This window comes from Pseudoalteromonas sp. bablab_jr010 (genome assembly GCF_016464105.1).
In the GTDB taxonomy this organism is placed as follows: domain Bacteria; phylum Pseudomonadota; class Gammaproteobacteria; order Enterobacterales; family Alteromonadaceae; genus Pseudoalteromonas; species Pseudoalteromonas simplex.
The window spans coordinates 1-23,187 of sequence record NZ_JACDWV010000084.1 but is presented as its reverse complement, the minus strand read 5'-3'; the positions used below and the strand labels follow the sequence as shown (position 1 = coordinate 23,187).

At 40.1% G+C, this 23,187-nt stretch carries 18 protein-coding genes and 1 pseudogene; 7 read left to right on the top strand and 12 right to left on the bottom strand.

Annotated features, from left to right (window positions below; genetic code table 11):
- Positions 1-43: 43 nt before the first annotated feature.
- Positions 44-2,005: an NADPH-dependent 2,4-dienoyl-CoA reductase gene (locus JIG37_RS07620; protein WP_199529097.1), complete on the bottom strand. Its 1,962-nt coding sequence runs from the start codon at positions 2,003-2,005 to the stop codon at positions 44-46.
- 199 nt (positions 2,006-2,204) lie between these two features.
- Here JIG37_RS07620 and sppA point away from each other — a divergent pair, with 199 nt between their 5' ends.
- Positions 2,205-4,070 (top strand): signal peptide peptidase SppA, encoded by a 1,866-nt coding sequence (gene sppA / locus JIG37_RS07615; RefSeq protein ID WP_199529096.1) that lies wholly within the window; start codon positions 2,205-2,207, stop codon positions 4,068-4,070.
- 59 nt (positions 4,071-4,129) lie between these two features.
- Entirely contained in the window at positions 4,130-5,140 is a 1,011-nt protein-coding gene (gene ansA / locus JIG37_RS07610) for an asparaginase (RefSeq protein ID WP_054561413.1), read from the top strand.
- Positions 5,141-5,194: 54 nt separating this feature from the next.
- On the opposite strand, the gene gndA is transcribed toward ansA, so the two are convergent.
- Positions 5,195-6,568: an NADP-dependent phosphogluconate dehydrogenase gene (gndA, locus tag JIG37_RS07605; RefSeq protein WP_054553937.1), complete on the bottom strand. Its 1,374-nt coding sequence runs from the start codon at positions 6,566-6,568 to the stop codon at positions 5,195-5,197.
- Positions 6,569-6,991: 423 nt separating this feature from the next.
- On the opposite strand from gndA, the gene pyk reads away from it, so the two are divergent.
- Positions 6,992-8,425 (top strand): pyruvate kinase, encoded by a 1,434-nt coding sequence (gene pyk, locus JIG37_RS07600; protein WP_199529095.1) that lies wholly within the window; start codon positions 6,992-6,994, stop codon positions 8,423-8,425.
- Positions 8,426-8,669: 244 nt separating this feature from the next.
- Here the strand turns inward: pyk and JIG37_RS07595 are convergent, their stop codons facing one another.
- The 10 genes from JIG37_RS07595 to thrS all read right to left on the bottom strand — a co-directional run bounded on the left by JIG37_RS07595 (position 8,670) and on the right by thrS (position 18,980).
- A complete protein-coding gene (locus JIG37_RS07595; RefSeq protein ID WP_054554883.1) occupies positions 8,670-9,494 on the bottom strand; it encodes a LytTR family DNA-binding domain-containing protein in 825 nt (274 codons plus the stop codon).
- The gene (locus JIG37_RS07590; RefSeq protein ID WP_199529094.1) at positions 9,491-10,564 is read right to left on the bottom strand and encodes a histidine kinase; all 1,074 of its coding nucleotides are present in this window, start codon (positions 10,562-10,564) and stop codon (positions 9,491-9,493) included. The genes JIG37_RS07595 and JIG37_RS07590 overlap by 4 nt, the downstream gene beginning before the upstream one ends.
- 155 nt (positions 10,565-10,719) lie before the next feature.
- Entirely contained in the window at positions 10,720-12,276 is a 1,557-nt protein-coding gene (locus JIG37_RS07585; RefSeq protein WP_054554885.1) for a SulP family inorganic anion transporter, read from the bottom strand.
- 143 nt (positions 12,277-12,419) lie between these two features.
- On the bottom strand, positions 12,420-12,878 hold the full coding sequence (locus tag JIG37_RS07580) for an Lrp/AsnC family transcriptional regulator (protein WP_036968198.1): 459 nt from the start codon (positions 12,876-12,878) through the stop codon (positions 12,420-12,422).
- Positions 12,879-13,024: 146 nt separating this feature from the next.
- On the bottom strand, positions 13,025-13,666 hold the full coding sequence (locus JIG37_RS07575) for an MBL fold metallo-hydrolase (RefSeq protein WP_199529093.1): 642 nt from the start codon (positions 13,664-13,666) through the stop codon (positions 13,025-13,027).
- 1 nt (position 13,667) lies between these two features.
- Positions 13,668-15,464, bottom strand: a complete 1,797-nt coding sequence (locus tag JIG37_RS07570; RefSeq protein ID WP_194441422.1) for a M14 family metallopeptidase — start codon at positions 15,462-15,464, stop codon at positions 13,668-13,670.
- A 199-nt stretch (positions 15,465-15,663) separates the two neighbouring features.
- Positions 15,664-16,023 (bottom strand): 50S ribosomal protein L20, encoded by a 360-nt coding sequence (rplT, locus tag JIG37_RS07565; protein ID WP_036968189.1) that lies wholly within the window; start codon positions 16,021-16,023, stop codon positions 15,664-15,666.
- 15 nt (positions 16,024-16,038) lie between these two features.
- Positions 16,039-16,239, bottom strand: a complete 201-nt coding sequence (rpmI, locus tag JIG37_RS07560; protein ID WP_054554888.1) for a 50S ribosomal protein L35 — start codon at positions 16,237-16,239, stop codon at positions 16,039-16,041.
- 209 nt (positions 16,240-16,448) lie between these two features.
- Complete coding sequence (gene infC / locus JIG37_RS07555) at positions 16,449-17,012, bottom strand: translation initiation factor IF-3 (protein WP_082389338.1); 564 nt, start codon at positions 17,010-17,012, stop codon at positions 16,449-16,451.
- A 57-nt stretch (positions 17,013-17,069) separates the two neighbouring features.
- Positions 17,070-18,980 carry a threonine--tRNA ligase gene (thrS, locus tag JIG37_RS07550; protein WP_054554889.1) on the bottom strand — a complete coding sequence of 637 codons (1,911 nt, stop codon included), beginning with the start codon at positions 18,978-18,980 and terminating at the stop codon, positions 17,070-17,072.
- A 249-nt stretch (positions 18,981-19,229) separates the two neighbouring features.
- Between thrS and JIG37_RS07545 the strand changes: the two genes are divergently transcribed.
- The 4 genes and pseudogenes from JIG37_RS07545 to JIG37_RS07530 all read left to right on the top strand — a co-directional run.
- A complete protein-coding gene (locus JIG37_RS07545) occupies positions 19,230-20,243 on the top strand; it encodes an endonuclease/exonuclease/phosphatase family protein (protein ID WP_138601076.1) in 1,014 nt (337 codons plus the stop codon).
- Between the two features lie 64 nt (positions 20,244-20,307).
- A complete protein-coding gene (locus JIG37_RS07540) occupies positions 20,308-20,760 on the top strand; it encodes a DUF3010 family protein (RefSeq protein ID WP_138601074.1) in 453 nt (150 codons plus the stop codon).
- A gap of 235 nt (positions 20,761-20,995) precedes the next feature.
- Positions 20,996-22,711, top strand: a complete 1,716-nt coding sequence (locus tag JIG37_RS07535; RefSeq protein WP_199529092.1) for an AMP-binding protein — start codon at positions 20,996-20,998, stop codon at positions 22,709-22,711.
- A 206-nt stretch (positions 22,712-22,917) separates the two neighbouring features.
- Positions 22,918-23,187, top strand: a pseudogene (locus tag JIG37_RS07530) (transposase); the annotation flags it as partial.

Here is a 23,187-nt window from a genome sequence, read left to right as displayed (position 1 = left end):
TAGATTAATCACATAGACCGCACGTTTTCTAGTTTACTTTCAATTAAATTTTACGAGCGACTTGTAACGCTTCAAAAATTGCACGTTTAGCATCGATAGCGGCAGCTAGTTTTGCGCCACCAATAACGTGTACTTTCGCGTTTTCGGTTTGATTGTCGAACGTTTCAGTATTTGATACCTGACCAATACAAGCAATCACGGTATCAACATCGAGGATTTGCTCTTCACCTTTTACCGTTATCTTCAAACCTTGCTTATCAAAGCTTAGATACTGACACTCAGCGATTTGTTTAACACCATGCTGTTTGGCAACTTGACGGTGGATCCAACCCGTTGTTTTACCCAGTTCACTACCAAAACGCCCTGCGCTTCGCTTAAGCATATAAATTTGGCGATTGTCTTTTTCAGGCTTAGCTTCGCATTCAATACCCCATTGAGTTTTGAATTGCTCAATTGTTTGGCCTTTGTGTTCACTTAAAAAGGCAACCATATCAAAACCGATACCACCGGCACCTAGAATCGCAATTTTCTCACCGAGTTCTACTTCACCACGAATTACTTCATCATAAGCGAATACACGTTTGCCATCACCGCATTCTATTTTGGCTTCGCGCGGACGTACGCCTGTTGCAAAAACCACATCATCGTATTGATTGAGCATATTGTCAGTAAATTCAGTACCGAGCTGTAAATCGACATTTAAACGCTTTAATTCATTAGTAAAGTAGTTAAGGGTATGGTTAAAGTCTTCTTTACCCGGCACTTGCATGGCTAAATTAAATTGGCCACCCATTTGTTCTTTACGTTCAATTAAAGTCACTTTGTGACCTTTCGCTGCTAAGTAACAACTTGCAGCAAGGCCAGCAGGGCCAGCACCCACAACCAGAACTAATCGAGAAGATGGAGCTTTTTCAAGGCTGTAATCTAACTCAAAAGCCGCTTGTGGGTTAACCAAACAGGTGGCACGTTTATTTTTAAACACATGGTCTAAGCAACCCTGATTACAACCAATACAAATATTGATTTGTTCAGACTTATTATTAACGTATTTATTGAAAAACTCTGGATCTGCTAATAAAGGACGCGCCATTGAGATTAAATCAGACTCGCCTGCTTCTAAAATTCCATTGGCAATTTCTGGAGTGTTAATACGGTTAACCGCGATAACTGGCACTGATACCGTATCTTTTAAGCGTTTTGATGCTTCTTTAAAGGCACCTGCTGGTACCATACTGGCAATGGTTGGGACACGAGCTTCGTGCCAACCGATACCCGTGTTAAAGATATCAACGCCAGCTTGTTCAAGTGCCAGGGCTTGTTGCTTTACTTCATCAGGCGTTGATCCATTAGGAATTAAATCCATCACAGACAAACGAAATACAATAATGAACTTTTGACTTACTTTAGCGCGTACAGCTTTAACAATATCTACCGCCAAGCGCATGCGGTTTTCTAGACTACCACCATAGATGTCTGTTCTTTTATTGGTGTGGTTAGCCATGAATTCATTAATCAAATAGCCTTCAGAACCCATAATTTCAACACCGTCATAGCCTGCTTTTTCAGCCAGTTTTGCTGAGTTTGCAAAGTCTTTGATGGTTTTTTTAATTGAACCTAACGACATTTCTTTAGGTTTATATGGATTAATAGGAGCCTGAATCGAGCTTGGTGCTTGATTGAATGGATGATACGCGTAGCGACCTGCATGCAATAATTGTAAGCAAATTTTTCCGCCATGTTGATGCACTGCATCAGTATATGCTTTGTGCTTGATCACATCATAGAAAGAATTAAATGTTGATGCGAACGGAGATAACTTGCCACGAATATTTGGGCTGTAGCCACCTGTAATGATTAAACCCGTGCCACCTTTAGCACGTGCTTCGTAGAATGCACGTAAGCGTTTACGGTTATGCCAGCCTTCTTCTAAGCCGGTATGCATTGAGCCCATAACCAAACGATTACGAAGTTCGGTATGCGGTAATTGTAATTTTTGTTCTAACATTGTGTGCCCCGTTAACTGGTCGAACCTCTATTTGAAATAGATTCTGCGGCAATAACTTAGAATAATCAACTTTTCACTGCTAATTAATCTGTAGCAAATTGTCGTTTTAAACACTCTGTTACTATTTAACAGTTAATTTTAAAGTTATTCTAAGCTAAGATGAGATCACTACTAAGCTGTACTGAATTAAGGATTTATTTTGCTAGCAAAGATATTTAAAGGCATTTGGACCGGGATTAATTTCTCCCGCCGTTTGGTCCTAAACATATTATTTCTATTACTAGTAATACTCTTCTTTGTTGCCATCACAGGTGAAGAAGACCAAGTAAAAGTAGCAGACGGAACCGTGCTACGCCTGAACTTAAATGGCCCTATTGTTGAAGAAAAAACCTATGTTGATCCTGTTGAAGCAGCAATCAACGATGCAACTATGGGTAAAGAAGCACCATCAGAAATTCTTCTTGATGATGTCATTGAGGTGATCAACCAAGCAACTAAAGATGATCGCATCAGTGTGATGCTTCTTGATCTACAAAAAATGCCAAGTGCTCACATCAATAAGCTAAAACAAATAACGAAAGCAATTGATGCCTTTAAAGATGCAGGCAAGCAAGTTATTGCAACGGGCTACTACTATACACAAGCACAATATTATATTGCTGCCCATGCTAATGAAGTGTCTATGCACCCCTATGGTGGTGTGAGCATTGAAGGCTACGGTATGTTCCCGCTTTACTTCAAAGATGCACTTGAAAAATTAAAAGTAACTCAACATATTTTCCGTGTGGGTACTTATAAATCAGCGGTTGAACCATTCATTCGTAATGATATGTCAGATGCGGCAAAAGAAGCGAATAGCGTTTGGTTAACTGCACTTTGGAACGAGTATAAGACTGACGTTGCTGCGAGCCGTCCATTCGATGAAAGCAATTTCGATGAAGACATGGATGTTTACCTTGCAAAAATGCAAGCAGTTGACGGTAACTCGGGCCAATACGCGCTAAATAATCAGTGGGTTGATTCTTTAAAAACCTCACAACAAATTCGCCAACAGCTTATTGAGTTAGTGGGTGCAGAAGAAACAGGTAAAACATTTAAACAAGTAAGCTTCCGTGAGTATTTATCCCTTGTAAAACCGCCTGTTGAGTTCGATAACCCAATTACTGAAAAAGTAGCTGTGGTTGTTGCTAAAGGCACCATTGTCGATGGCGAACGTAAAGCAGGTGAAATCGGTGGAGACTCTACTGCTGCCCTGCTTCGCAAAGCACGTCTTGATGACAAAGTGAAAGCCGTTGTACTACGCATCGATTCAGGTGGTGGTAGTATGTTTGCTTCTGAAGTTATCCGTGCTGAAGTATTAGCTCTTAAAGCAGCGGGTAAACCGGTTATCGCTTCAATGAGCTCAGTGGCTGCATCAGGTGGTTACTGGATTGCATCTGCAGCCAATGAAATTTGGGCAGCCCCTAGCACAATTACAGGTTCAATTGGTGTATTTGGTACTTTCATGACGTTTGAAAATACCATGGCTGAATTAGGTATTTACTCAGATGGTGTTGCAACAACTGACCTTGCTGGCTTCTCTATTGCACGCCCACTTGACGAGAAAATGTCAGACATCATTCAAATGAGCGTTGAAAATGCATATAAACGCTTTTTAAATGTAGTGGCTGAAGCACGTAACATGACGCCTGAGCAAGTTGATAAAATTGCCCAAGGCCGTGTATGGATTGCAACTCAAGCAAAAGAACTGGGTTTAGTTGATAAACTTGGCGATAAGCAAGATGCAATTAAGGCGGCAGCTGAGCTTGCTAAGCTTAATCATTATGATGTTAAGACCATCAAACAGTCATTAACACCACAAGAGCAAATGCTGCAAGATATCTTTGGCACCGCGGCTGTTAAGAGCTTCTTTGCTAAGTCTGATTCATCACACTCAGTACTCGCAACACAAGCTAACTTACAAAGCCTTATTAATCAGTTAAGTAGTGAGATCGATAATCTAAAAGATTACAACGATCCACAAGGCGTTTACGCTCGTTGTTTAGTGTGTAATGTAATTCAATAAGTTACTTAGCTAAGCGATTTTAGGTATACTAAGCCCAGTTATTTAACTGGGCTTTTTTTATGAAACGTAAACGTATATATATCGCCTATACGGGTGGTACTATCGGTATGAAAAAATCGAGCCGTGGCTATGTTCCAGCGGAAGGTTTTTTAACCGAAACAGTGGTCAATAATGCAGAGTTTAATCGTGATGAAATGCCTTTGTTTGATATTCACGAATATTGCCCGCTCATTGATTCTTCAGATATGTCCCCTGCCCACTGGCAATTAATTGCTGACGATATTAAGAGTAAATACCAAGACTATGATGGCTTTGTGGTTTTGCATGGTACCGATACCATGGCCTACACAGCTTCTGCTTTGTCATTCATGTTCGAAAACCTAACAAAACCTGTGATTGTGACAGGCTCACAAATTCCATTGTCGCAACTTCGTTCTGATGGCCAAGTAAACTTACTTAATGCCATGTATTTAGCCGCTAATTACCCAATTGCTGAAGTAAGCCTGTTTTTTAATAACCAGTTGTTCCGTGGTAACCGTGCAACAAAAGCCCATGCTGATGGCTTTGATGCCTTTGCATCACCAAACCTTGAACCATTAGCACTGTCTGGAATTAATATTCAACTGATCAAAGGGCAACTTAGCCCATATGTTGATAACGAACTACAGGTGTCAAATATCACACCACAGCCAATTGGTGTGCTTTATCTCTATCCTGGGATCAGCCCAAAAGTGGTTAAAAGTTTAGTTAATGACGACATCAAAGCACTTGTGTTATTAAGTTTTGGAGTCGGTAATGCCCCGCAAGATCCCGCATTTTTAGATATTCTTAATGATGCAAGTAAACGCGGTATGGTGATTGTTAATCTAACGCAGTGCTTAAAAGGCCAAGTTAATATGGGCGGTTATGCAACCGGTAATGCCTTATTAAATTGTGGTGTGATCAGTGGCTACGATATGACATTAGAAGCCTGTTTGACCAAGTTACACTACTTATTTAGTCAAAAGCTTGAAGTAGAAACAATTCGTCACTTGATGCAAGACAACCTGCGCGGTGAGCTAAGTCGTTAATGCAGCAAATAGAAAAAAGGCACCAATTGGTGCCTTTTTTATGCTTTTTGATAATTAACGAACTTTTTCGTCAATCTCAACTAAGTCTGTTAAATGGCATATCTCACCACTGTGAGTTTTAATACCATGCTCACCGAAGTAGTCACGTTGTGCTTGAACAAGGTGACCATTACTTGGTGTTGTTAACGTCGCAATGTAAGTTTGCGTTGCAGTTAACACTGGGAATGCAAGACCAGATGCAACTGCTGCACCCGTTACCTTACGTAATGCTGCTGATTCACGCTGCATAGAATCAATAAATTCTACACCTTCAGCGACATTGTCTAAGTAATCAGCACGGATGATACAACCTGCGCGCCACGTTTGTAGCGTTTTAGAAAGATCTACTTTCCACTGATGAGCACGAGACGCACCTTTGATAAGGGCTAAACCTTGACGGTAAGCAAGTAAACTTGCCAATGTGAATGCATCTTTTAGCTCTGCTAAGTCTAAATCAACGGTATCAGTTGCTTTAGCAGCGTAAGTCATTTCTTTAGCAGCATGCGTATCACACGTATTTGTTAAGTGACGTGCTTGAACAGCTGCAACTAGTGATGGCACTGCAATACCAAGCTCTAGAGCATTTTGTGCAGTCCATAAACCCGTGCCTTTCGCGCCAACTTTATTGTCGATTAAATCAACTAGCGGCTCGCCTTCTGTCGTTTCAAGGCTTAAGATATGGCTTGAAATTGACAGTAAGTAGCTATTTAAAGTGCCTTCAGACCATTCATTGAAAATGTCAGCCACTTCTTTTGGTGAACGATTAGTACCTAAACGTAATAGTTGATACATTTCTGCAATTAATTGCATTAACGCATATTCAATACCGTTATGAACCATTTTCACAAAGTGACCACTTGCAGATTGGCCTACACGTGCAAAACACGACTCACCTTTGTAGCTTGCCGCTACTTTTTCAAACCACGGCTCAACACGCTCCCAGCCGCCTTCTGAACCACTTGCCATCATTGCAGGACCGTGACGTGCGCCTTCTGCACCGCCAGAAATACCCATAGTGGCAAATTCAAATTTGTTTTGATATTTAAGTTTACGGCTAATGCCATCTTTGTAGTTACTGTTGCCGCAATCTACGATAATGTCATCACAGTCAACACCTGCTTCTGCAAGCTCTGTACATACTTTATCAACCAATTCACCAGCAGGAACTAAAAGAAGAATCGAACGAGGCGGCTCTAAGCGTCTAACCATATCATTTAAATCAGACACAATATGTAAACGGTCTGCCAAACCTAGTGCTTTCGCACAGCTTAGTAACTCGGCACCCGCATCTGGGTTTTTATCATAAGCTACTAATGTCAGCCCTTTTTCAATCAGGTTGAGGGCAAGATTTTTACCCATAACGCCTAACCCTACTAATGCAACTTGCATTTAGTGTCCTCCTCGGTAACAACTATTGGTTAGTTAATCAAAATAATTACGCGCGCATTATACCCAAGCAGCCCAAAAATGCGAGCTTGACAGCCAACTTGAGATAAATCATCGAAATCATGAAGCGACGTTGCCCCCAGTATATCAAAATAACCAAGGCATCGGACCAGATTTTTATAATACCCTTTAAAAAGGTATGTGTATTGACGCTAACTGACACCGGTGTCATAATAACGTCATTCACCCTTTGTATACTCTATAATTAATACAAAGAGCCAGATTCTCATAAGTAAAAACAATCATTTTTTACTTATGAGTTCTACATTGTGCTTATGTATAAGCCGATATTAAAGGTTTATAGCACGACATTTTAATAGATAACCATCAATTCGCTTAATATATTTGAGCGCACAGGAGAATTTGATGCTAAGACGCACAAAAATTGTTGCGACCCTTGGACCGGCAACCGATCGCGATAACAACCTAGAAAAAATTATTCGTGCAGGTGCAAATGTGGTTCGTTTGAACTTCTCACATGGCGTAGCACAAGATCACAAAGACCGCGCAGAATCGGTACGCAGCATTGCTAAGCGTTTAGGCAAACACGTTGCTATCCTTGCAGACTTACAAGGTCCTAAAATTCGTGTATCAACGTTTAAAGACGGTAAAGTAAACCTAGAAGTTGGCGCAAAATTTACCCTTGATGCGAAAATGGAAAAAGGCCAAGGCGACGTTAATGCAGTAGGTATCGACTATAAAGAGCTACCTAACGACGTTAAAACAGGCGACTTACTGTTATTAAACGACGGTTTAATTCAATTAACAGTAGATAGCGTTGACGGTGACCTAGTTCACACGACTGTTACTGTTGGTGGCGTACTTTCAAATAACAAAGGTATCAACCGTTTAGGCGGTGGTTTAACAGCCCCTGCTTTCACTGATAAAGATAAAGAAGATTTAATCACTGCCACTGAGATTGGCGTTGATTATATTGCTGTTTCATTCCCACGCAGTGGTGATGACATGCGTTATGTTCGCTCTTTAGCAGAAGCTGCTGGCTCAAACGCACAACTATTAGCAAAAATCGAACGTGCAGAAGCCGTTGAAACTGTTGAAGCAATTGACGATATCGTACTTGCTTCTGACGCAGTGATGGTTGCGCGTGGTGACTTAGGTGTTGAAATTGGTGATGCAGCCCTAGTTGGTAAACAAAAGCTTATCATTAGCCGTGCTCGTTCACTTAACCGTACCGTTGTTACTGCAACACAAATGATGGAATCAATGATCGATAACCCTATGCCAACACGTGCAGAGGTTATGGACGTAGCAAACGCCGTATTAGATGGTACTGATGCAGTTATGTTATCTGCTGAAACAGCCGCTGGTGACTACCCTGAAGAAACAGTAGCGACTATGGCTCGCGTTTGTTTAGGTGCTGAATCACAAAAAGAAACACACGTTTCTAAGCACCGTTTAGACAGCCGTTTTTCATCAAATGCTGAATCAATTGCATTATCTGCGATGTATGCAGCTAACCACTTAGATTCTGTTAAAGCAATTGTGACTCTGACTGAATCAGGTAGCACAGCTAAATTGATGTCACGCATCAGCTCTGGTTTACCAATTTATTCATTATCACGTCATCCAAGTACGCTGGGCCAAACAGCACTTTACCGTGGTGTTTATCCTGTATTCTTTGATTCAACGAAGTGTGAAGACGAAAGCATGGTACGTGATGCATTAAACACACTTGTTGAGCAAGGCTCACTAGTTGCAGGTGATACTGTGATTTTAACTCATGGTGATGCAATGGAAACGATTGGTGCAACTAACACTATGAAGATTGTAACAGTTTAAACTATTACAAATTTTCATTAAAAAGGCGCAATTAATAATTGCGCCTTTTTTGTTTTTAACTTATTAAATTTTGAATAGCTATTATACCAATCCGCTTAATTAAGTAGTCTATTTTGAGGCAATAAAACCTCGTTGATTACAAGGCAAAAATTTCGTTATTTAGTTGTTCTAAATGAGAAATTTTTAACGCAGTTAGCGACAGGTTTGATCCCTCAAAATGATTAAGTATTATTGCGGGTTGGTATTAGCTCGCCAGAGCTGCTTTCACTTTATCGCGATAGCTACGGCTTACTTTTAGTTCTTGGCCATTATCTAACACTAAAAGATATTCACCGCTTACTTGAGTTACAAGTTTGCTAATTTGCTTTGTATTCACAATGGCACTGCGATGAACTCGCACAAATAGTTGTGGATCAAGCTCTTGTTCAAGCTCTTTCATTGTTTTACGAAGGATATGTGTTTGCCCATCTTGGCAATGAAGGCACATATAATCACCAGCCGCATCAACCCATTGAATCGTAATGACTGGCACACGAACAATTTCGCCCTGCTCTTTTACTGCTAATGATTCCGGGTAACGACGATCAGCAAGGCTATCGCCCGTTGCTAACTTCTTTAAAATTTCTTCGCAATTATTGCCTGTAATACCTGCAACAAAGCTCGCTAGTTTTTTCTTATGGGCGTTATCTTGTTGCGTTTTTAAATAGGTATGCACTTTTTCTACCGCCTGTTTTAGTCTGTTGTCATCGACTGGTTTAAGAATATAATCCAACGCATGAATCTCGAATGCTTTAACTGCAAACTGGTCAAAAGCCGTTACAAACACAATAGCGGGTAATGGATTAACACTCTCGCTAAGTGCTCTTGCAACTTCAAAACCGTTCATATTTGGCATTTGAATATCTAAGAAAACCAATTGAATATTGCCCGATAAGCATTCATCAATTGCTTCTTGACCATTGCTACATAAACGAATGACTTCTAAATCGTCAAATTCAGAAAGTCGAACAGCTAAGCCCTTTCTTGCTAGCGGTTCATCGTCAACGATCAAAGTTCTAATTTTGCTCATTTCTTAACAGCCTTTTCAAACGGAACGCGCAGATTAACTTTTAATCCACTTGGCGTATTGTCAGAGAGAACAAACGAGTAGTTGTTCTCATAAAGTGTTTTTAAGCGGTCCTGTGTATTAGCTATGCCAACGCCTTGAGAATTAACCAGTTGGCCATTTTTAAGCTCAGTGCCAGGACCATTATCGCCTACTTCCAATAATAGTTCATTTGCAAAAACTTGTGCTTTAATATCAATCACACCACCTTCATTTAGTTGCGCTATCGCATACTTTATCGAGTTTTCGATAATAGGTTGGAGGATCAAGCTTGGTACCAAGGCTTCTTTTGCCTGCTCGCTTACATCTACATTGACTTGTAAACGTTCATCAAAGCGTACTTTTTCAATTTCTAAGTACAGCATGAGGGCATGAATTTCTTGCTCTAACGGCACCTTTTTTATTGGGTCAGTATTGAGTGTGTATCGTAAGAAGTCACTCAATTTTGACACCATTAAATTTGCATCTTTGTTCTCTTTTACCAAAATTAAGGTTGAGATTGCATTTAGGGTATTAAATAAAAAGTGCGGATTAAGTTGATAGCGCAGCATTTTCAGCTGAGCTTCATGAGCCATAGTGGTTGCTTTTAGAGCCTTTTGACGCTCACTTTGCAATAGCTGGTAATACTTAATACCAAAATACAAACCACTCCAACAAAGGATGATATAAACTGAATCTAAACCTTGTTGAAAGTAATAAAACCATTCATTTGGACGGTAACCGTGACGGTAGATTTCCCATAAATTGAATTTTTGTACAACGGCCCATAATGTGCCAGTTACATAGGAAGCACCAAAAACGACAACCATTAATACCCAAGGTGAGGCATTCCACACTTTACGATACATATAACGTAAAGGTACTGTCATTAAACAGCCTGCATAAGCGTTTAATACAATAACAAATACGTAAATATCACGCATTTCAAAGACTTTTGAGCCGATATAATTAACTAACGCATACCCTATCCAGCCTGCAATTTGCAAAACCCAGAAAAAGCGTTGTCGATTATCAACTAATGATTGCCAATTCAAAATATCAGATTACCTTTCATAATTATTTTTATTATACCGATAGTCACGAGAGCAAAGCACTGCCGCCTATCTTAATTTTTTATAGCCTTACCGCATTCTTCAGACATTAAAAAAGCGAAGGCCACAACAGCCTTCGCTTTTTCTCTGCTTTATTTTTAAGCTAGTTTATCTGAAGCCACTTTATAATTTGGATCTTCAATCACATTCACTTCAACTAAATCACGCGCATTGTGTAATAGTTGAATACAATCAGGGCTTAAATGACGCAAATGCAGTTTCTTACCCACTTTTGCGTATTTTTCTGCAAGACTGTCAATCGCTTCAATCGCACTGTGATCAGCAACACGGCTATGTTTGAATTCAATGATCACGTCTTCTGGGTCATTTTTAACATCAAATAACTCGGCAAAGTTCTTAACCGAACCAAAGAATAAAGGACCATGAAGCTCGTACACTTTAGAGCCTTGCTCATCAATGTAATTGCTTGTGTAAATGTGTTTCGCATGCTGCCAAGCAAAAACTAAAGCCGAAACAATCACACCCACACATACCGCGATCGCAAGATCTGTTACTACGGTTACGCCAGAAACAAGTACGATAACAAAAGCATCAGACTTAGGTACACGCTTCATCATTTTGAAGCTTGCCCACTCGAAGGTACCAAGTACAACCATGAACATTACGCCAACTAAGGCAGCGAGTGGGATCATCTCAATGAGGCTGGCTGCAAAAATGATGAATGCTAGCAGTATTATTGCGGCACTAATACCAGATAAACGTGAACGACCGCCCGAGTTAATATTGATCATAGATTGACCAATCATCGCACAACCACCCATTGCACCGAAGAAACCACAGGTAATGTTTGCAGCGCCTTGACCAATGCACTCTTTGTTACTGTGACCACGGGTTTCAGTAATTTCGTCAATTAAGGTCAGTGTTAATAACGATTCAATTAAACCAATCGCCGCTAAAACTAAAGCGTAAGGGAAGATAATTTTTAATGTTTCAAGATTAAATGGCACCATAGGAATATGAAACTCCGGCAAGCCACCGGCGATCGTTGCCTGCTCATTACCTGTCATTCCTTTTAAGAAATCTAGTACAGTGCGCGCTTCTAAATCAAAGCCAATCACAATCGCTGTTACCGTTACAATGGCAGCTAACGATGAAGGTACAGCAGTAGTTAGCTTAGGTAAGAAATGAATAATAGCCATAGTTAACGCTACTAAGCCAAGCATAATATAAAGTGCTTGCCCTTCCATCCACTGTTGGCCACCCATACCGTCTGGTACTTTAAATTGACCCAGTTGCGCCAAGAAAATAACAATCGCAAGACCATTTACAAAACCAAGCATTACAGGGTGCGGAACCATGCGAATAAACTTGCCAAGCTTGAAGATACCTGCGAGTACTTGCAGAATCCCCATCAATAAGACGGTTGCAAATAAATACTCTACACCATGATCTAAAACTAAACTTACCATTACAACGGCTAGTGCACCGGTAGCACCAGAAATCATACCTGGACGACCACCAAAAATAGCCGTAATTAAGCCAACAATAAATGCGGCATATAAACCAACCAAAGGCTCAACATTAGCAACAAAAGCAAACGCAACCGCTTCTGGTACCAATGCCAACGCAACAGTCAGGCCTGATAGAATATCGTTTTTAGCAGAGCTTGGCGCTTTGCTGAGTAAGTTAAACATTAAGATCCTCTTTATAGTGAATGCATTTCGGCAAGGCGCAGAATTCTAGCAAAATCCGCAAAAGTTAACAATTATTAACAACAAAACGGCTAGTACCTAAAAGCACTAACCGTTTTCGAAAAATAAAACGTAGTAGAAAAAGATTAAAGAGGTAAAGACGTACTACGCTTAACACATGTCATGGTCACGTTTGAGTGAACTTCTTGAACAAACTCAAGGTTTAGTAGATTATCACGAACAAACTGCTCATAACCTTCAATACCTTTTGAAATAATACGAAGCATGAAGTCCATCGTACCCGCCATACTGTAACACTCGGTTACTTCATCATAGCTCATAATTAAACGTTCAAACTCAGCTAGGTTCGTTCTACCGTGGTTAGATAGACGAACATGGGCATAAACCAACATATCAAAGCCAAGCTTTTTCTCGTCAAGCAAAGCAACTTTACCTTTGATATAACCATCTTGCTCAAGCTTAGCAATACGACGCCAACATGGAGATTGAGATAAACCAACTTTATCGGCAATTTCTGCCGTAGATAAGCTAGCATCCTGCTGTAATAATGCCAAAATTTGGCGATCTACTTGGTTCAGAGACATTTTATTTCTTTTTCTGTAAAAATACTGGTTAAATTATATAACTGATTTAAATATCAGTCTGCCTATTTTCTACTGTTTGTGCAAAAAAATTGCAACTTTATACCAATCCACTTAATTAAAAAATTAGCCATTATTGCGAGTAAATATCAACCAAAACGCCCACTAATAAATGGATTTGTTTTTCGCTCATGCCCTACGGTGGTATTCGGACCGTGGCCTGGCAAAATAGCAACTTCATCAGAGAATGATAAAATCTCAGACTTAATTGATTCGATTAATTGCGCACTATCCCCTTTTGGAAAGTCAGTACGACCAACAGAGCCTTGGAAAATCACGTCACCCACTATCAGCTGTTCTGAAGCTTGGTGGTAAAAAACAACATGACCAGGCGTATGCCCTGGGCAATGGCGTACAGATAATTCAAGTTCACCCACTGTGATTGTATCGCCATGATTTAGCCACTTCGTTGGATAAAATGGTGTAATTGGTGCAAAACCAAACATTTGCGCTTGCATTGGCAAGGCATCAAACCAAAATTTATCATCTAAATGTGGGCCAATGATATCAACGCTAAAATGCTCTGCGAGTTGCTTTGCAGCGCCGACATGGTCTAAGTGACCATGTGTTAAATAAATTGCCTCCAATTGGCAACTTAAAGCAGCAAGTTCTGCTTGAAGTTTTTCAGCATCGCCACCAGGGTCAACCAAGGCCGCTTTATTCGTTTGCTCACAAATAATAATGCGGCAATTTTGCGCAAAGCCAGTAACAGGAACAGCTTTCACTTTCATGTTATTGTCCTTTTTGTAACTGCTCAAACGCCATTAAAATTGGGTATTTTAAATAGCCTTGATCATAAAACGGTGTACGCTCATAAAGCCAATGCAAGCGCGCATCAGCATCTTTAGCAAAGTTTTTATCTTCACGAATTTTTTTATCGAACTCTAAAGCCAATGCAGGTTTTTCTTTTAGCATTTGACGTGCGTACGGCATTAAAGCGTAATTCTCAACGTATTCAGTGCGCTGAAAAATAGTATTAAACTCGCCCCAAGCAAAGAATGAATCTGGTGCTTCTGGGTGTAGTAAGTGTGTAGCCAGTTCTGAGTATGGCTGCTCAGTTGAGACTTTGTACCAGCTGGTCATATCGACATTTTCTACGGTATTGTAATCAAATGTCGCCTCTACACGAAAACGTCCTTCAAAAGGTGCTTTTGCAAATGAGTAATCAGCAACGCTTGCTTGCGTTAATGGCTCAGAAACAGAACCATTCAACGTCGTTACCTCTACGCCGTGTAATTTAAGCTTACTTACCAATTGGCTGTACGCCGGCGGAATATAAAACGCAGCAGGTACGTTAACAGTCTTTTTAACTTCTTTTTGCCAAAAAATAGGCAAAGCGTCATAGTTTTTAGCTTCACCTAAATATTTAACTTCAGGTTGCCCAGACAATGCGCTTTCAGTTCTTGAATAGGCGATCCCTTTAAATTCGATGGTATCTGGCTCTTTTGCATAACCACGTTCAACAACTAATTGCGTAGGTTTGAAATCGAGCTCTTTTTGAACTGCTTCATTAAGGGCTTTATCGTTTGCAGCTAAAGCATCAATGGCACCATCAATAAATACATAAGTACCTAATACGCGCTGCTTATAAGGTTTTAAAGAGTGGTTCTCAACTAAGATAGTCGGTAATGAACGTAAATCACCCCAGCCATTTGAAAAACGTGGTGTTGCCACCCAACCCGCTAACCCTTTTTTAAATTCCCGCTTGTCCATTACAAACACAAGTGGACCAGGAATATGCCCTGCTTTTTCGAGTTTGGCATCAATAACAGGTTTAAATAGATTATCCAGCGCTTGTGAGACACTCGGTGATTCACTCGAAAAAACCGGATTATAACCGTAGGTCACGTCATACTGATAATCAGCGCCATCGGTTACATGGACATCCACGTATAAATCTGGCTTAAATTGATTAATAACCTGCATCACACCTCGTACTTCGGGTGTATCAAGCTTAGTGTAATCACGATTTAAATTTAAATTTAGACCATTCGTTCTAAAGCCCATTTCTACTGGGCCACGCTGATTAATTCGGTTGTATTGGCTACTACGCTCGTGACCATCAACGTTTAAAATAGGAATAAAAAGAATATTGACTTTGCTAAGAATATCGCGGCGTTTACCTGTTGCAATATCGCGTAGCAACATAAACATGGCGTCTTTGCCATCAATTTCACCACTGTGAATGCCTGCTTGAATAAAGATGGTTGGTTTTGTATCAGCAACAAGTTGTTTGGCATCAAACAAACCTTGCTCATTCGCCACTAACATCTTAACCGCACGACCCGCACTGCTTGTCGCAATAGTCGTTACTTTGAATTGTGTTGGGTTTGCGGCAACAAGGCGATCTACGAACGCCATAGTGTCTGCATAATCAGGCGATAAAGTGCCTTCGCTTAATTCAAAATCTGTGGTTAAAGGTCCTTTTTCTTGCATTAAAGACACACTATCGCCTTGCCATGGCAATAATGGGGGTAAGTGGCTGTCTAAAGTTACTGCAGCAGATAAAAACACTAAACTCGCAAACATATCACTCTCAAGTGCGGTACTTATTCTATATTGGGGAAATTATAACAACTAATCTGAATGGATTGCGTAAACTGCGGTGATTCAACAAAAAAATGGAGCAAACGACATACGCTATGCAAAATCGTTGTTAGTTATGAATATTAATTAAGATCAAAAAAAGGAGCACTAGGCTCCTTTTTAAACTTTATGAAAAGCGAAATTAAGCCGCTAGGCCTTCTTTTGCTTTTGCAACAAGCGCTGCGAATGCAACTTGGTCATAAACAGCGATATCTGCAAGGATCTTACGATCGATTTCTACAGAAGTCTTTTTAAGACCATTGATAAAACGGCTGTATGAAAGACCGTTTTGACGAGCTGCTGCATTGATACGTGCAATCCAAAGTTGACGGAAAGTACGTTTCTTAGCACGACGGTCACGGTAAGCGTATTGACCCGCTTTAGTAACTGCCTGGAAAGCTACGCGGTAAACACGTGAACGTGCTCCGTAGTAACCTTTAGCTTGCTTTAAAACTTTTTTGTGACGTGCACGTGCGATAACACCGCGTTTAACTCTTGCCATTTCTGAAGACTCCTATTAAGCGAATGGTAACATACGTGAAACTAGACCATGGTCATTCTTATGAACCATCATCTTAGGACGTAAGTGTAATTTACGCTTAGAAGTTTTCTTAGTCAGAATGTGACGAAGATGCGCTTGTTTACGCTTGAAACCGCCAGAAGCAGTTTTCTTGAAACGCTTAGCCGCGCCTCTGTGAGTTTTTAGCTTGTAAGCCATTGCAATAACTCCAAATGTATTGCTTAAAAATTAGCAAGCAGGCGAGAGATATAAAAATAGCTCTACTTTTTAAGGCCTAACTTACTGCCATAATCCGGTGAAGGCTCACTACAAAAGCAGTGCAACCTTACTTATAACCGGTTATTTCAGGTGAACAGTAAACTGTCACTTGCAGACCTGAAATAAAATCGGTGCGTAATATACCCTGTTTATTGCTTTTTAGCAATAGGTGCCATCATCATAACCATCTGGCGACCTTCAACACGATTTGGGAATGATTCAACTTGTGAAACATCTTCTAAATCGGCTTTAACACGGTTTAATAATTCGATACCAATTTCTTGGTGAGCCATTTCACGACCACGGAAACGGATAGTGATTTTAGCTTTATCACCCGCTTCTAAGAACTTGCGTAAGTTGCGTAGCTTAACCTGGTAGTCACCTTCATCCGTACCTGGACGGAATTTGATTTCTTTAACCTGGATTTGCTTTTGCTTTTTCTTTTGTTCTTTTAGTTCTTTGCTTTTTTCAAAGATGAACTTACCGTAGTCCATAACCTTACAAACAGGTGGCTCAGCATTAGGACTGATTTCTACAAGATCTACACCCGCATCATCAGCGATAGCTTGCGCCTCTTTTAATGACACGATGCCAGCTTGCTCGCCGTCGATGCCAATTAAACGAACTTCTTTAGCTGTAATATCTTCGTTGATACGATTTTTTTGAGCTGTTTGTTGCCCTTTCTTGCCGCCTCTAATGGTACGATCCTCCAAGAATATAAAATAAAAAGCGTGTAGTTGGCTGTTTGTTTTGCCCTACACGCTCATGATTTATTGTCGATTTTTAATTTCTTCGCTTACTTTTGCAATGAAATCATCAACACTAAATTTGCCTAGGTCTTCACCTGTGCGAGTGCGTACTGCCACTTCTTGTTGTTCAACTTCTTTATCGCCAACAACAAGTAAATATGGAATACGTTTTAACGTATGTTCACGGATTTTAAAGCCAATCTTCTCATTTCTCAAGTCAGCAGCGGCTCTAATTCCAAGTTTATTTAATTTTTGTACAATTTCTTGCACATAATCTGCTTGTTTGTCCGTGATGTTCATGATCACAACTTGCTTAGGAGCAAGCCACGTTGGGAACAAACCAGCGTATTCTTCAGTTAAAATACCGATGAAACGCTCAATTGAACCTAAAATCGCGCGGTGGATCATAACAGGTGTACGACGTTCGTTATTTTCAGCAACATAAGTTGCACCTAAACGACCTGGTAATGCGAAGTCTAGCTGTACAGTACCACATTGCCATGCACGGTCTAAACAGTCATAAAGTGTAAACTCAATCTTAGGACCGTAGAATGCACCTTCACCTGGTAGGTAATCAAACTCAATGTCGTTTGCTTTTAATGCATCAGCTAGCGCAAGCTCAGCTTTATCCCACATTTCATCTTCACCGATGCGTTTTTCTGGACGAGTAGATAGTTTTACAACGATCTTCTCAAAACCAAACGTTTCGTATGTGTCGTAAACCATTTTGATACATGCAGAAACTTCATCCATGATTTGCTCTTCAGTACAGAAGATATGCGCATCATCTTGAGTAAAGCCACGTACACGCATTAAGCCGTGTAATGCACCTGATGGTTCGTTACGGTGACAACAACCAAACTCAGCCATACGTAATGGAAGATCACGGTATGATTTTAAACCTTGGTTAAAGATTTGTACGTGACCCGGACAGTTCATTGGTTTGATTGCGTATTCACGCTTTTCAGATTCAGTTGTGAACATCGCATCTGCGTATTTGTCCCAGTGACCTGATTTTTCCCATAAACCACGATCCATCATTAATGGGCCTTTAACTTCTTCGTAATCGTACTCACGTAATTTTTCACGAACGAAGTCTTCTAGTTCACGGTAAATGCTCCAGCCATCATTGTGCCAAAACACCATGCCTGGCGCTTCTTCTTGCCAGTGCCATAAATCAAGCGCTTTACCAATACGACGGTGATCACGTTTTTCAGCTTCTTCTAAGCGTTTTAAATACGCTTTAAGTTGCTTTTTATCTGCCCATGCAGTGCCGTAGATACGTTGCAGCATCTTGTTTTCAGAATCACCGCGCCAATAAGCACCTGCCACTTTCATGATTTTGAAATGTTGACAGAACTTCATGTTTGGAACGTGTGGACCACGACACATGTCGATGTATTCTTCGTGATGGTATAAGCCTGGACGATCATCTTTCGCGATGTTCTCGTCTAGGATTTCCATTTTATATGTTTCACCACGCGCTTCAAAAGTATCGCGTGCTTCTTGCCAGCTTACGGTCTTTTTAACAACGTCGTAGTTTGTTTTAGCAAGCTCAAGCATACGCTTTTCGATAGCATCTAAATCATCTTGGCTTAAAGAGTGTTCCATGTCGATATCGTAATAAAAACCGTTATCGATGGTCGGACCGATTGCCATTTTTGCTTCAGGGAAAAGCTGCTTAACTGCATGACCAATAAGGTGCGCACATGAGTGACGGATAATCTCTAAACCATCATCATCTTTTGCTGTGATAATTTCTAAACGCGCATCTTCGGTGATTAAGTCACATGCATCAACACGAGTACCATTAACACGGCCTGCAATCGTTGCCTTGGCAAGACCTGGACCGATATCGCTCGCTACGTCAAATGTGCTTACTGGGTTTTCAAAACTACGCTGACTGCCGTCAGGGAGGGTAATAACTGGCATTATAAATCCTTAATACAGTGGTGATGCCTACAATGCATCACATGTAATATTTTTAAAAAAATTTTATGTAACTCTGCAACGCTTTTACGAATAAGCATTGCTATTTAAGCTTGTATTTACTGAGTCTTCGCAAATACAAGCGGCTATTGTCGCTGCTCACGTGCTCAAATACAAGTAGTTAGAAGAGTAAATTGACAATTAGTTAACTCATTTCATACTTAATGAGTCAGTACTTTTAGGGTGATGAAAATGCCAAACACGCGTTCTTTCAAGTTTGCTACATTTAACTTATTAAATTATACCGCGCCACCCTACTCGTTTTACCAATTACATGAACGCTATAACAATACACAATGGCTGCAAAAACAATTATTTGTTGCTAATTTCTTAAGTGAGTCAACCCCTGATGTGGTGGCATTTCAAGAAGTGTTTAGTCAACACGCATTAGAAGTGCAGTGTAAAGAAGCGGGTTATGATTATTTTAAAACAGTCGATAGCCCGTCCCATGATGCGCTCTATCCGCAAGTGTTATTCAACCCTGTAGTTGCAATTGCGAGTAAATACCCGTTTAAATCAGCCGATGCACTGACGCCATGCCCTGAATTACTTGAGTACTTAAACAATCAAAATGAGTTCAAATTTAATCGCACACCGATTAAATGCATCATTGATTTACCTGATTTTGGTGAAGTCTGTTTTTATGTTGTTCATTTTAAGTCACAGCGTGTGCAATCAATGGCTCACATTCTTAATATTCATAACCTTGAAGATCCGCTCCTGCAGTTACTACATCAAACGGTAGGTACCATGCAGTCGCAAATATCCCGCTCATTAGAAGCGTCTATTGTCTATTATGATGCACTGAAAACGCAGCGAGAAATGCAATGTGCAACACTTGTTATGGGAGACTTTAATGATGTACTTACCAGCCCAACTTTATCATTTATGACTCAAGGCTTTCACCCCACTCGCTGTGAACCTTGTATAGAACAGAACGAACTCGTTGTTGGTCTGACCGACAGCTATGAGTTTAGCCGCTCATATTATGATAATAAAAACAAACCATTTAGCCATTATTACCAAGGAAAAGGGAATGTATTAGATTATATTCTTGCTTCAGCGCATTTTAATCCCGATTGCCAAGCTTCGAAAGTTAAAGTGCTCGACTACGAAAGTTATGATAAGCATATTTCGCCAAGTAAATTAACCGAAGATATTAGTGTAAGTGACCACGGTGTTATCTCTATTAAAATTCATTTTTAAAGCACCTGTTTTTCATAACGTTAATTGCTATAATTGCGCAAATTAAGTTATTTAGAGAAAGACCATGAGAACATGTGGTGTAGAAATTACAGGTAGTGATGTACTGCTGTGCATTTTAACCAAAGACAATGACGTATTTGATATACGTGATGTCAGACAAACACGTTTTACCTTAGGCAATGGTAATGACACAGAAGTAATGCGTAAATTCCAATTTGATTTCAAAAAATTAATGGAGGATTACCAAATTGACTCTGTAGCAATTAAAGAGCGCCAAGCTAAAGGTAAGTTTGCTGGCAGCGCAAAAGGTTTCAAAATGGAAACGGCTATTCAGTTAATTGAACGCTTAGATGTGCAAATTTTATCTGCAACTGAAATCAAAGAGCAGCTTAAGCGCAACCCAGTGCCTATTGATTTTGAAGACACAGGCCTGAAAAAATTCCAAGAAAACGCATTCATTAGTGCTTACGTGTACATCATGCGTAAAACTTATAAGCAAGATGAGTCAAAAGCTTAATTGCTGCTTATTCTTAAAAAAACGTGCTACGGCACGTTTTTTTATACCTCAAAACCCATTCTTTATTCTGCTTTATTAAAATTACACTCTGTACATTAGTCTTATAAAGCTTTTCTTTGTCGACAATCTATGTTTAGTTAATCAGGTACGCATGTTTTGAAATCAACTTAAATGGTTGTTTCAATTCTTTTGCATCAAGTCCATGACAACAAATTAACCGGACACGGAGAATACAATGCAGACAAAGAACACACACTGTAATGCGCTTCCACTTACTCAAAGCTATTATCAAGGCCGTACAGACATTCCATTGATAGAACAAACAATTGGACAGTACCTTGATAATATTGTCGACAATCACCCTGATCACCCCGCAATTGTGGTTCATCATCAACAGATCCGATTAAACTATAGACAATACCAGCAGCAGATTAACCAGTTAGCAATGGGATTATTATCACTTGGCGTTAAACCTGGCGATCGTGTTGGAATTTGGTCACCCAATAATATCGAATGGTGTTTAACTCAATTTGCCACAGCTAAAATTGGTGCAATCATGGTGTGCATTAACCCTGCATATCGACCAAGCGAATTGAAATACGCACTCAATAGTGTTGAGTGCTCAAAACTTATCACAGCAACTGAATTTAAAGCCAGTAATTATATAAACATGCTCAATGAGCTCGCACCGGAGCTTGCAGATTCACAAGCAGGTAAATTAAATTTAAACGCCCTGCCACACCTAAAAAACATTATTCGTATTGGTGATGAACCTGCTGCTGGCATGTTTAGCTTTAGCGATATCATGCAGCGCGCTACAGATGCCCATAAGCTGGAGCTTGATGCCATTGCGGCCACTTTACATTGTGACCAAGATATCAATATTCAATTTACTTCTGGTACTACGGGTAATCCAAAAGGAGCGACCTTATCCCATAAAAACATCCTCAATAACGGATTTTTGATGGCCCAAGCGATGAAGCTGACACATGAAGATAAACTCTGTATTCCGGTACCGCTATATCACTGCTTTGGTATGGTGCTTGGCAATTTAGTATGTATAAGTAAAGGCGCTACCGCTGTTTTTCCGGGTGATTCTTTCGACCCTAAAACAACCCTTGAAGTTGTTGAAAAAGAACGCTGTACAGGCTTACATGGTGTTCCAACAATGTTTATCGCCGAGTTAGAGCTTAAAGATTTTGCAAACTATGACTTATCTAGCCTCCGAACAGGCGTAATGGCCGGCTCAACCTGCCCTGAGCAAGTTATGCGTAAAGTTCACTCATTAATGCATATGAAAGAAGTTGTAATTGGTTATGGCCAAACTGAATGTAGCCCGATAAATAACGTAACCGAAACCGACTCGCCTCTCGAAAAACAAGTTACCACAGTGGGCCGTGCATTAGCCCATACTGAAGTGAAAATCATCGACGAGCTGGGTGATATTCAAAAAGTTGGTATACCGGGTGAAGTATGTAGCCGTGGTGCTGGAATTATGCGCTGCTATTGGAATGATGAAGAAAAAACGAAAGCAACAATTGATCAAGACGGCTGGTTACATTCTGGTGACTTAGGTGTGATGGACGAAGATGGCTTTGTTGCTATCGTTGGCCGGATAAAAGACATGATCATTCGCGGTGGAGAAAACATTTATCCAAGAGAAATAGAAGAAGTACTTTACACCTATCCAGGTATTCAAGATGCAGCCATATTTGGTATTAGCGATGAAAAATACGGCGAAGAAGTGTGCGCCTGGATCAAACCAAAAGATGATGCGGTACTTGATGAAAATGCCATTCGTGATTTTTTAAAAGATAAACTTGCCTATTTCAAAGTACCAAAGCACATCCGCTTTGTTGAAGAATACCCAATGACAGTAACAGGCAAGCTTCAAAAATTTAAAATGCGCGAACAAATGCAAGAACTCCTAAGCGAAAAGGCATTTTCGTAATCATTCACTTGCAAAGTACACCCTAATTTAAAGCAAGCTCAGCACCGCTGAGCTTTTTTAATTTATTAAGACACCCATTTTAAATTTGAAGAGTTAACCGAGCTTCATATATAAAGACTAAATTTATGTAGACATCCAACTTAATATTTCTCAATTTTTGGAATTACAGCTAAGCTTATAGTGTTCAACTCATGGAGGAGAAGAGCATGGCAACCCCACGTAGAAACTTAATTAGCGTTTCAAACACGCCTTATTATCACTGCATTTCACGCTGCGTTCGTCGCGCTTTTTTGTGCGGGCAAGACCCACTAACTGGTCGTTCATATGAACACAGGCGCGATTGGGTTGAAAAGAAACTACTTCAACTTGGTCGTATATTTTGTATTGATGTTTGTGCTTACGCAGTTATGAGTAACCATACTCATCTAGTACTTCATATTGATATAGCAAAAGCAAATCGTTTGAATAATAAAGCG

What these genes read in the sequence shown, in the direction of transcription:
- JIG37_RS07620 (WP_199529097.1), bottom strand. Translation starts at nt 2,005, where the DNA reads ATGTTAGAACAAAAATTACAATTACCGCATACCGAACTTCGTAATCGT.
- ansA (WP_054561413.1), top strand. Translation starts at nt 4,130, where the DNA reads ATGAAACGTAAACGTATATATATCGCCTATACGGGTGGTACTATCGGT.
- gndA (WP_054553937.1), bottom strand. Translation starts at nt 6,568, where the DNA reads ATGCAAGTTGCATTAGTAGGGTTAGGCGTTATGGGTAAAAATCTTGCC.
- pyk (WP_199529095.1), top strand. Translation starts at nt 6,992, where the DNA reads ATGCTAAGACGCACAAAAATTGTTGCGACCCTTGGACCGGCAACCGAT.
- JIG37_RS07595 (WP_054554883.1), bottom strand. Translation starts at nt 9,494, where the DNA reads ATGAGCAAAATTAGAACTTTGATCGTTGACGATGAACCGCTAGCAAGA.
- JIG37_RS07585 (WP_054554885.1), bottom strand. Translation starts at nt 12,276, where the DNA reads ATGTTTAACTTACTCAGCAAAGCGCCAAGCTCTGCTAAAAACGATATT.
- JIG37_RS07580 (WP_036968198.1), bottom strand. Translation starts at nt 12,878, where the DNA reads ATGTCTCTGAACCAAGTAGATCGCCAAATTTTGGCATTATTACAGCAG.
- JIG37_RS07575 (WP_199529093.1), bottom strand. Translation starts at nt 13,666, where the DNA reads ATGAAAGTGAAAGCTGTTCCTGTTACTGGCTTTGCGCAAAATTGCCGC.
- JIG37_RS07570 (WP_194441422.1), bottom strand. Translation starts at nt 15,464, where the DNA reads ATGTTTGCGAGTTTAGTGTTTTTATCTGCTGCAGTAACTTTAGACAGC.
- rplT (WP_036968189.1), bottom strand. Translation starts at nt 16,023, where the DNA reads ATGGCAAGAGTTAAACGCGGTGTTATCGCACGTGCACGTCACAAAAAA.
- rpmI (WP_054554888.1), bottom strand. Translation starts at nt 16,239, where the DNA reads ATGGCTTACAAGCTAAAAACTCACAGAGGCGCGGCTAAGCGTTTCAAG.
- thrS (WP_054554889.1), bottom strand. Translation starts at nt 18,980, where the DNA reads ATGCCAGTTATTACCCTCCCTGACGGCAGTCAGCGTAGTTTTGAAAAC.
- JIG37_RS07545 (WP_138601076.1), top strand. Translation starts at nt 19,230, where the DNA reads ATGCCAAACACGCGTTCTTTCAAGTTTGCTACATTTAACTTATTAAAT.
- JIG37_RS07540 (WP_138601074.1), top strand. Translation starts at nt 20,308, where the DNA reads ATGAGAACATGTGGTGTAGAAATTACAGGTAGTGATGTACTGCTGTGC.
- JIG37_RS07535 (WP_199529092.1), top strand. Translation starts at nt 20,996, where the DNA reads ATGCAGACAAAGAACACACACTGTAATGCGCTTCCACTTACTCAAAGC.